Origin of the sequence: Streptomyces sp. col6, assembly GCF_008042035.1 — a bacterium.
In the GTDB taxonomy this organism is placed as follows: domain Bacteria; phylum Actinomycetota; class Actinomycetes; order Streptomycetales; family Streptomycetaceae; genus Streptomyces.
On the sequence record NZ_RDBL01000031.1, the window covers coordinates 39,225 to 49,369 of the forward strand.

7 protein-coding genes are annotated in these 10,145 nt (G+C 71.2%); 2 read left to right on the forward strand and 5 right to left on the reverse strand.

Annotated elements, in window-relative coordinates; translation table 11 throughout:
- The first annotated feature begins 504 nt into the window (after positions 1-504).
- Both EAO73_RS34675 and EAO73_RS34680 read left to right on the forward strand, forming a co-directional pair.
- Complete coding sequence (locus EAO73_RS34675) at positions 505-2,640, forward strand: MGH1-like glycoside hydrolase domain-containing protein (RefSeq protein WP_224756580.1); 2,136 nt, start codon at positions 505-507, stop codon at positions 2,638-2,640.
- A gap of 219 nt (positions 2,641-2,859) precedes the next feature.
- A complete protein-coding gene (locus tag EAO73_RS34680) occupies positions 2,860-5,229 on the forward strand; it encodes a discoidin domain-containing protein (RefSeq protein ID WP_147975504.1) in 2,370 nt (789 codons plus the stop codon).
- Between the two features lie 67 nt (positions 5,230-5,296).
- On the opposite strand, the gene EAO73_RS34685 is transcribed toward EAO73_RS34680, so the two are convergent.
- From EAO73_RS34685 to EAO73_RS34705, 5 genes are read right to left on the reverse strand one after another with little or no spacing between them, the layout of a single operon-like run.
- Positions 5,297-6,553: an ABC transporter substrate-binding protein gene (locus EAO73_RS34685; protein ID WP_147975505.1), complete on the reverse strand. Its 1,257-nt coding sequence runs from the start codon at positions 6,551-6,553 to the stop codon at positions 5,297-5,299.
- Positions 6,550-7,641 carry a branched-chain amino acid ABC transporter permease gene (locus EAO73_RS34690; protein ID WP_147975506.1) on the reverse strand — a complete coding sequence of 364 codons (1,092 nt, stop codon included), beginning with the start codon at positions 7,639-7,641 and terminating at the stop codon, positions 6,550-6,552. Before EAO73_RS34690 ends, EAO73_RS34685 begins: the two co-directional genes overlap by 4 nt.
- Complete coding sequence (locus tag EAO73_RS34695; RefSeq protein WP_147975507.1) at positions 7,634-8,524, reverse strand: branched-chain amino acid ABC transporter permease; 891 nt, start codon at positions 8,522-8,524, stop codon at positions 7,634-7,636. Before EAO73_RS34695 ends, EAO73_RS34690 begins: the two co-directional genes overlap by 8 nt.
- Entirely contained in the window at positions 8,521-9,300 is a 780-nt protein-coding gene (locus EAO73_RS34700) for an ABC transporter ATP-binding protein (protein ID WP_147975508.1), read from the reverse strand. Before EAO73_RS34700 ends, EAO73_RS34695 begins: the two co-directional genes overlap by 4 nt.
- Positions 9,288-10,085 carry an ABC transporter ATP-binding protein gene (locus tag EAO73_RS34705; RefSeq protein WP_147975509.1) on the reverse strand — a complete coding sequence of 266 codons (798 nt, stop codon included), beginning with the start codon at positions 10,083-10,085 and terminating at the stop codon, positions 9,288-9,290. The genes EAO73_RS34700 and EAO73_RS34705 overlap by 13 nt, the downstream gene beginning before the upstream one ends.
- Between the last annotated feature and the right edge of the window lie 60 nt (positions 10,086-10,145).

Here is a 10,145-nt window from a genome sequence, read left to right on the forward strand (position 1 = left end):
CCGAAAGGCGACGTCACATGAAGACCTCCAGAAGGAAGCGCACCGGACTGGCCGCCGCGGCGGCGGCCAGTCCGGTGCGCTTCCTTCTGGAGGTCTTCATGTGACGTCGCCTTTCGGTGGGGGTCGAATGGTGCGGTCAACGGTGCGGGAGCGCTCCCATGCGTGGGGGTGTGCAGCCTCCGCGCGCCGGAGAGCGCGGGGGCCAGGGTGCGTCGAGAGCGTCGGGCGCTCCCCGCGAAGAGGGATTCCGGCCGGGCCAGGGGGCGCGGCGAGTCGGCCGGAAAGGCGCCCGCGCCCTGAACCGTGGCATCGGGCCGCACGGCGTGTCAACGCTTTCGTAGGTGTTTCGTGACCCTCACGGGCGGGCGGCAGACCGCCTTGATCCAACGGCGCCGACACCCTTGCTCTGGTCACGAGTTGAGCTATATAACGTTGTAAAGACGGCCTCAGGGCGCGCCGTCCGGACATCCGGACACCGCATTCCATTCAGCCCAGGAGGCCCTGATGACCCCTCATGTTCCCGACTCCACCCCCCTTGAGCAGGACGGGCCGAGCGGTCCGGGACGGCGGCGGGTGTGCCGTGACGCCGCGCTGATCGGCCTCGCGGCCGGTGCGCTCGGGCTGCCGGCGGCGGGCGCCGCACAGGCGGCGCCGGCTGCTTCTCCGTCCGGTGGCCGGCCGGTCCGGATGCCGCTCGACGTCCGGGCGCTGTCCCGGCAGCGGTACGGCTCCGACGCCGGCTGGTACGCCGCGAACATCCCGTTCGTGGACCTGCCGGACCGCACGATCCTGGACACGTACTACTACCGCTGGGAGGCCTTCAAGAAGCATCTGCGCTCCACCGCCGACGGGATGCTGATCACCGAGTTCCTGCCCTCGGTCTCGTGGGAGGGCGCCAACTCGACCATCAGCGCCGCGGTCGGGCACCACCTCCACGAGGCGCGCTGGCTCCGCGACCGGACCGTCGTGGAGGACACCCTCGCCTGGTGGCTGGGCGGCGGCGGGAATCTGCGCCAGTACACCTCGTGGATCGGCCAGGCGGTGTGGGCGGATTACGAGGTGAGCGGCGACGGCCGGGTGCCGCTGGCGCACTCCGCCGCGCTGGAGGCGGATCTCGAAGCCTGGGAGTCCCATTACGACGCGGACATGGGGCTCTACTGGATCGCCCCGGTCAACGACGCCACCGAGTTCACCACGAGCGGGCTCGACATCGGTGACGGCTGGGCCGGGGAGGCGTTCCGGCCGACGCTCAACAGCTACCTCTTCGCCGGGCACCAGGCCGTGGGGCGGATCGCCGCGCTGGCCGGGGACACCGTGAAGGCCGCCGCGCACGCCGAACGGGCGGAGCGGCTGCGGGCCCGGGTGCAGGAGAAGCTGTGGAGCCCGGAGTTCCGGCACTTCACCGACCGCTTCGGGCCGCAGTACCCGGACCGGCACGGGGCATTCGTCAGCGGACCGGAGCTGGCCGGATTCGTGCCCTGGTACTTCGGGCTGCCCGACGCGCGGTACGACGGGGCGTGGCGCAGGCTCACCGATCCGGACGTGTTCGCCGGGCGGCACGGGCTGCGGACGGTCCCGCCCTCGTCGCCGTACTACATGGTGCAGCACCGCACCCCGGGGGCGAGTCCCGGCGAGTGCGAGTGGAACGGACCGTCCTGGCCGTTCCAGACGAGCCAGGTCCTCACCGCGATGGCCCGCCTGCTGGACGAGCGCCCGCAGGCGCCGGTCGGCCGCGACGACTACGTGGGGCTGCTGCGCCAGTACGCGGCCCAGCAGCGCAAGGACCGGCGGCCGTACATCACGGAGAACCTGGACCCGGACACCGGGGAGTGGATCGCGGACTTCCCGGACCGCAGTGAGCACTACAACCACTCGACCTTCGCGGACCTGGTCCTCACGGGGCTGCTGGGGGTGCGCCCGTCGGCCGGTGACACGCTGCGGATACGCCCGCTCGTACCCGCCGGGTGGGACCACTTCGCGCTCCAGAACGTCTCGTACCACGGGCGCGAGCTGAGCGTGGTCTACGACCGGGACGGCAGCCACTACCGGCTGGGCGTCCGGGGGTTGTGCGTCTGGGTCGACGGGCGCCTCGTCGCCTCGGGGCGTCCGCTGTCCGGGACGACGGTGGATCTGCGGCGCGCCCCGGTGCGGAGGCCGCAGGAGCTGGCGAACCGGGCGTTCAACCACAAGGGCGAGGGGTTCCCGCAGGCTTCCGCCTCGTCCAGTGGTGAGGGCACCGGTCCGGCGGCGGCGGTCGACGGGCGCGTCTGGTTCGACCGGACGCCGGTCAACCGCTGGGTGTCGGCGCCGGACGGGGCGCGCACGGTGGAGTTCACGGTGACGGCGGCCGAGGCGGTCACGGTGGACCGGGCGCGGATCCACTACTACGACGAGGGGCCGGGGTCGGAGGTGCGCGTGCCCGTGGGCCAGCGGCTCCAGTACGCGGACGGGGACCGGTGGCGCGAGGTGCGGGTGCGGCCGGGGTCGGACCGCTCACCGGCCGCGAACACGGCGACGGAGCTGCTGTTCGCCCCGGTCACGGCACAGCGCTTCCGGCTCGTGATGACGACCGGGCGGGGATGCCGGGTGGCCCTGAGCGACCTCGAACTGCTCGGGCCGCGTGGCGGCAGGGCGAGCTGACGGGCGGTCGGCGACCCCGCAAGTGGCTTGCGCAGTAGGAGCGTTGAGTGCGCCGAATCCTCGCCAACCGGCGCACTCAGCACATTCCTCTCAGGTTTGAGTCACAAATTTGAGTTCTGGAAGCAGAATCTTGCGCACCGTCGTGGACTTCCTTGCGGAGGTACTCCTAGCCTGTGGGACGTCCGAAGAGCCCCCACGAGCCGCAAGGACGACTTCGACGTGACTTCCCCACCCCGACGCCCCCTGCTCAGGCGGTCCGTATCCGCCTCGCTCTCGCTGGCACTCGCCGCGTTCGGCACCGCCGCCGCCGTGGTCCTGTCCAGTGCGCCGGCTGCCCAGGCGGCCGGTGTCCCCGCCCCCTCGCCGCTCGCGGTCCCCGGCCGGGGCGCGACCGTCCCGTTCAAGGAACAGGAGGCCGAGTACGCGGCCACCAACGGCACCCTGATAGGCCCGAACCGCCTCTACGGCACGCTGCCCTCCGAGGCCTCGGGCCGGCAGGCCGTGACGCTGGACGCGGTCGGTGAGTACGTGGAGTTCACGCTCACCGCCCCCGCCAACGCGATGTCCTTCCGGTACTCGCTGCCGGACAACGCCGCCGGGACGGGCCGGGACGCCTCGATCGACGTACGTGTGAACGGGGCCTCGCCCAAGGCTGTGCCGGTGACCTCCAAGTACGGCTGGTACTACGGCGGCTATCCGTTCAACAACAACCCGGGCGATACCAACCCGCACCACTTCTACGACGAGGCCCGGACCATGTTCGGGTCGACCCTGCCGATCGGCACGAAGGTCCGCCTCCAGGTCACCTCCACCGCCGACTCACCGTCGTTCACCATCGACCTGGCGGACTTCGAGCAGGTGGGCGCGCCCATCGCCAAGCCCTCCGGTGCTCTCGACGTCGTCTCCGACTTCGGGGCCGACCCGACCGGCGCCGCCGACTCGACCGCCAAGATCCAGGCGGCCGTCGACGCGGGCAGGGCGCAGGGCAAGGAGGTGTACATCCCGCAGGGCACGTTCCAGGTCCGCGACCACATCATCGTGGACAAGGTGACCCTCCGCGGTGCCGGGCCCTGGTACTCCGTGCTGACCGGGCGCGATCCGTCCAACCGGAGCAAGGCCGTCGGCGTCTACGGCAAGTACGCCGGGGACGGCGGCAGCAGCAACGTGACGCTCAAGGACTTCGCCATCATCGGTGACATCCGGGAGCGCGTGGACAACGACCAGGTCAACGCCATCGGCGGGGCCCTCTCCAACTCCACCGTCGACAACGTCTGGATGCAGCACACCAAGTGCGGCGCCTGGATGGACGGTCCGATGGACAACTTCACCATCAAGAACAGCCGCATCCTGGACCAGACCGCCGACGGCGTGAACTTCCACTACGGCGTCACCAACTCGACGGTCACCAACACCTTCGTCCGCAACACCGGTGACGACGGACTGGCGATGTGGGCGGAGAACGTCCCGAACGTGAAGAACAAGTTCACGTTCAACACGGTGATCCTGCCGATCCTCGCCAACAACATCGTCACCTACGGCGGCAAGGACATCACCCTGTCCGACAACGTCATGTCGGACACCATCACCAACGGCGGCGGCCTGCACATCGCCAACCGCTACCCCGGCGTCAACTCCGGCCAGGGAACGGCTGTCTCGGGCACCACCACGGCCGCCCGCAACACCCTGATCCGGACCGGGAACAGCGACTACAACTGGAACTTCGGAGTCGGCGCGATCTGGTTCAGCGGGCTCAACGAACCGATCAACGGCAACATCAACATCACCGACTCCGAAGTCCTGGACAGCTCCTACGCGGCGATCCACCTCATCGAGGGGGCGTCCAACGGGCTGCACTTCAAGAACATCAAGATCGACGGCGCCGGTACCTACGCGCTGCAGATCCAGGCGCCCGGCACGGCCACCTTCGACAACGTCACGGCCACGCACATCGCACAGTCCAACCCGATCCACAACTGCGTCGGCAGCGGCTTCCAGATCACCCGGGGCTCCGGCAACTCCGGCTGGTACGCCGACCCGCCGGCCTGCACCGGCGTCTGGCCGGACCCGGTGTGGACCAACGGCGGCGTGCCGGGCGGCGGCACCGACCCGACCGACCCGCCGACCGACCCCACGGACCCGCCCACCGACCCGACCGACCCGCCGGAGGAGACGGGCAACCTCGCCCAGGGCCGTCACGTCACCGAGTCCGGTCACGCCGACGTGTACGGCGCGTCCAACGCGGTCGACGGCAACGCGAACACCTACTGGGAGAGCGCCAACAACGCCTTCCCGCAGACCATCACCGTGGACCTCGGCGCCGCGAAGTCCGTCAAGCGGCTGGTCCTGAAGCTGCCCCCGTCGTCCGCCTGGGCGACCCGCACCCAGACGCTGAGCGTGTCGGGCAGCACCGACAACAACACGTACACCTCCCTCAAGGGATCGGCGGGTTACACCTTCAATCCGTCGAGCGGCAACCAGGCGACCGTCACCCTGCCCGGCACGTCGGCCCGCTATCTGCGGCTGACGTTCACCGCCAACACCGGCTGGCCGGCCGCCCAGCTCTCGGAACTGGAGGCCTACACCAGCTGACCCGGCACCCACAGCACCGACGGGCGGCACGCGCGATGCGTGCCGCCCGTCGGCAATGTGCTGGGGGTCAGGACTGCTTGAGGGTGTAGGACTTCGCCGCCGCCGCTGCCTCGGCCGGACGGACCACCTTCAGGCCGCCGGGGGTCTTGTCGTCCGGCTTCATGATGACGCTCTCCCGGGTGGAGGGCGCCGCGGGATCGGAGAAGTCGTGCGACATCCCGAAGTCGCTGCCGAAGCCGGTGATGGTCAGCAGCGCCTTGTCGATGCCCTCACGGGTGAGGTCCTTCGCCGCGCACGCCTTCTTCAGCGCCTCCCCGTACAGGTCGGCGGCCGTGTACCCGGCGATGACGCCGTTGTCGAGGCCGTCCTCGGGATAGGCGGCGGCGTACTCCTTCGCGAGCTTCGCCGGGCCCGCACCCGGGTCGCCGATCGGCAGGGTGGAGGCCGCGACGTAGTAGTCCTTCATCAGGGCCGGGCCCGCCTGTGTCTTCAACAACTGGGGCGCGTAGGCGGAGTTGTTGCCGATGACCGGCACCTCGAAGCCGGTGGCGGCGGCGACCCCGACGAGCGAGGCGGCCTGGCGGGGGCCCGCGCTGACGACGACGGCCTTGACACCGGCCTGCTTCAGGGCGGCCACCTGGGCGGTCATGTCGTTGTCGGTGGGCTTGATCTTCTGCTCGACGACGGTGAGACCCGCCTGCTGCGCCGCGTACTTCGAGCCGGCGAGCGCGTTCTCGCCGTAGTCGCCCTCGAAGTACACATGGCCGATCCTGTCGCCCTTGGCGATGCGCTTCTCCGCGAGCAGGTAGTCGATCGCGTTGATCGTCTCGACGTCGTACGTGGCACCGATGACGCGGACGTACGGGCTGCCGAGCAGGTTCGCCGACCAGGCCTGCGGAAGGACGAGTCCCTTGTCCTTGCCGTCGATGCGCTGCTCGACCGCCGCGACGAACGGGGAGCCGATGAACTGGACGAAGCCCAGCACCTTCGGTTCCAGCTCGGTGTAGCCGGCGACCGCCTTCTGGGGGTCGTAGCCGTGGTCGCGGACGGTCAGCTCGATCGTGCGGTCGCAGATGCCGCCGGCCGCGTTGGTCTGCTTCGCCCAGAGCTGCTGGGCCTGGGTGACGCTCTTGCCGAGGGAGGCGTAGACGCCGGTCATGTCGGTGAGCGCGCCGAGGGTGATCACCGAGTCGGTGACGCCTCGGCCGGTCTTCACGCCGCCCTTGCCCTCGTCCCCGGCGTCGGAGGATCCGGCCTTCCCGCTGCACCCCACGAGGGTGAGGGCGAGGGCCGCGCACACGGCCCCGAACACACGCAGTTTCATTTCTTCTCCCCTGAGTTCTTCATCGGGCGTGTCAGGCCGCCGGGCAGGAACAGGACCGCCGCGACCACCGCGGCGCCGTACAGGTAGCGCGACGCCTCGCCCGGTGCCAGGCCGCCCGTGCCGGGAGCCGCGACCAGGGGCAGGGAATCGCTGTAGTGGGTGAGGAGTTGCGGCAGCAGCGAGACGAAGGCGGCGCCGACGACCGCCCCCGCCACGGTGCCCAGCCCGCCGATCACGATCATGGCGAGGTATTCGAGGGACAGGACCATGCCGAAGTACTCGGGCACCGTCCGCTGGAAGACCAGGGCCAGGAGCACCCCGGCCAGTCCCGCGTACATCGAGGACAGGACGAAGACACCCGCCCGGTAGCGGGCCACCGGCACACCCATCACCCCGGCCGCGATCCGGTGGTCCCGGACGGCGTTCAGTGCCCGGCCCGGACGCCCGCGCAGCACCCCCCGGGCGAACAGGCCGCTCAGGAGCAGGGCGAGCAGGGCCGCGTACCAGAGCTTCTCGGAGGACTGGAACGGCACCGCGGCCACCACCAGCTCGGTGTCGTCGAAGGTGAGGCCGAAGAGCGAGAGCGGCGGCACGGACCGGCCGTTGTATCCGCCGGTCAGGGAGGACGCGTTGAACAGGACGTGCTGGCCGATGAAGATCAGCGCCAGGGTGGCGATGCCGAGGTACGCGCCGCGCAGCCGGCCCGCGATGGGGCTGAACAGCCCACCGGCGGCCCCGGCGAGGAGGACGGCGAGGACGGCGGCCAGCCAGCTGGGCAGGCCGAGCCCGGACAGGGTGTGCCCGTTCTCCGTACCGCTCTCCCCCGCCAGCACGCAGTACCCGTACGCGCCCACGGCGAGGAAGAAGGCGTGACCCATGGAGAGCTGGCCGGTGGCGCCGGTCAGCAGGTTGAGTCCGATGGCGCCTATCGCGGCGGCCATGGCGAACAGCCCGGCCTGGAGCCAGAAGCGGTCCAGGTAGAAGGGCAGGGCGAGCAGCAGTACCGATCCCGCCGCCCAGAGCCAGGTACGGGGGTGGCGCAGCCGGCCGGTGAGGCCGGGCGCGAACGCGGTCGTGGTCTCAGACACGGGCGGGCTCCTTCGTGCCGAGGAGTCCGGCGGGGCGGATGAGCAGCACGATCACCATCACCAGGTAGGGGGCCAGGTCGCCGATGCCCCGGCCGAGGAACGACAGGTCGCTCTGGTAGCCGGTGGCGAGCGATTCGGTGACCCCGACGATCAGTCCGCCGGCCAGGGCCCCGGTCGTCGAGTCGAGCCCGCCGAGGATGGCGGCCGGGAACGCCTTGAGCGCGGCGAGCGAGGTGGTCCGTTCCAGGCCGGGGGTGGGGAAGACGGTGAGGAAGAGCGCGGCGACGGCGGCGAGTGCCCCGGCGACCGCCCAGGCGGCGAGCGAGACCCGGCCGAGCCTGATCCCCATCAGGGCCGCGGTCCGCGGGTTCTCTGCGGCGGCGCGCATCGAGACGCCCCAGGAGGTGAAGCGGAACGCCAGCAGGAACACGGTGATGAGGAGGGCGGCGGCGACGAACGCCGCGACACGGGTCTGGGCGAGCGTGACACCGCCGAAGGTGAGGACCCGGTCGCCCCACGGGTCGCCGAGCGAGAGCACCTCCGTGCCCATGCGCCGGGTGAGTTCGGTGGTCAGGAGGATGTCCACGCCGATGGTGACGATGGCCAGGACGCTGTGGTCGCTGCCCCGGTAGCGGCGGATCACCAGGAACTCGACGGCCGACCCGACCACCGCCGCGCCCGCGATGCCTGCGGCGAGGGCCGGCCAGAAGCCGATGTCGTCGTGGAGCACGGCGGTGACGTAACCGCCGGCCAGCAGGAGCGAGGCGTGGGCGAAGTTGACGACCTCGGTGGCTTTGAAGATGACGACGAAGCCGAGCGCGATCAGGGCGTAGACCGCGCCGATGGACAGGCCGCCGAGGAGGAGTTCGATGAAGGTGGTCACTGCGGTGCTCCCAGATATGCCTGGACGACGGCGGGATCGTTCTGGACCTCGGCGGGGGTGCCGTCGGCGATCCTGCGGCCGAAGTCGAGTACGGTCACGGCGTCCGCGAGCCGCATCACCACGCCCATGTCGTGCTCGACGAGCACGATCGAGATGCCGAGGCCGTCGCGGACCCCGGCCACGACGGCCGCCGTGCGCCGCCGCTCGTCGGCGGTCATCCCCGCGACGGGTTCGTCCAGCAGGAGCACCTGCGGCTCCATGCACAGCGCCCGGCCCAGCTCGACGAGCTTCTGCTGTCCGTACGGGAGTGAGCTCGCGCGCCGCCCGAGATCCGCCTCCAGCCCGATGAACTCGGCGATCTCACGGACCCGTTCGCGGTGGACGCGGGCCTCGCGGGCGGCGGACGGCAGCCGCAGCCCGCAGGCCAGGAACCCGGCCCGGGTGAGCCGGTGGCGGCCGAGCATCAGGGTGTCGGCGACGGTGGCGTACGGGGGCAGGGCCAGGTTCTGGAAGGTGCGGGCGACCCCGAGCGCGGCGATCTCGTGCGGGGCGCGCCCGGTCAGCTCGTCCGCCCCGAGCCGGACGCTGCCCGAGGCCGCCCGGTAGACCCCGGACAGCACGTTGAAGGTGGTGGACTTGCCTGCCCCGTTGGGACCGATGACGGCGTGCACGCTGCCCGGCTCGACGGTGAACGAGACGCCGTCGAGGGCGGTGAGCCCGGCGAAGCGGACGGTGAGGTCGTGGACGGTGAGGGCGCCGGGCGTCACGCGGACCACCTGCTCAGGGTCCGTACGGTGGTGGTCGCCCGGTCCGCGTCGGCGGCGGCCGTCTCGTCGACGACGCCCAGGTAGCGGCGGCGCACCTCGTCGGACGCCGCGAGTTCGTCGGCGGGCCCGTGCAGGGTGACCTCGCCGACCTCCAGGACGTACGCCGTGGTGGCGAGGCGCAGGGCGATCGAGGCGTTCTGCTCCACGAGCAGGACGGACGTGCCGGAGGCGTTGATCTCGCGCACCGTGTCGGCGATGCGCTGCGCCATCAACGGGGCGAGGCCGAGCGAGGGTTCGTCCAACAGGAGCAGCCGGGGCCGGGCCATCAGGGCGCGGCCCATGGCCAGCATCTGCTGCTCGCCGCCGGACAGCAGCCCGGCGCTCTGGTGGGCGCGGCGCGCCAGGACCGGGAACAGCTCGTGCACGCGGCCCAGCGCGTCGGCCGCCGCCCTGCGACCTCCGGGGGCGCCGAGGGCTCCCGCCCTCAGGTTGTCCGCCACAGTCATCCGGGCGAACACCTGCCGGCCCTCGGGTACCTGGACGATCCCGGCGGCGACGATCCGGTCGGGCCGCAGCCGCTCCAGGGGGCGGCCGTCGAACCGGACGGTGCCGGTGGCGGTCCCGCCGTGGAAGCCGAGGGTCCGCGATATGGCCCGCAGCAGGGTGGTCTTGCCGGCGCCGTTGCCGCCGAGCACGGCGGTGATCGTGCCGGGCGGGACGTCGAGGTCGATGTGGCGCAGTGAACGTACGGGGCCGTAGGCGGCGGAGAGTGCGCGGATCTCCAGCGTTGCCATGGGTGTCCTCCTCCTTCCGCGTGTCTGTGTCGCCACAGGTCAGCAGGGGTGGGAGGGGGG

What these genes read in the sequence shown, in the direction of transcription:
- EAO73_RS34675 (WP_224756580.1), top strand. Translation starts at nt 505, where the DNA reads ATGACCCCTCATGTTCCCGACTCCACCCCCCTTGAGCAGGACGGGCCG.
- EAO73_RS34685 (WP_147975505.1), bottom strand. Translation starts at nt 6,553, where the DNA reads ATGAAACTGCGTGTGTTCGGGGCCGTGTGCGCGGCCCTCGCCCTCACC.
- EAO73_RS34705 (WP_147975509.1), bottom strand. Translation starts at nt 10,085, where the DNA reads ATGGCAACGCTGGAGATCCGCGCACTCTCCGCCGCCTACGGCCCCGTA.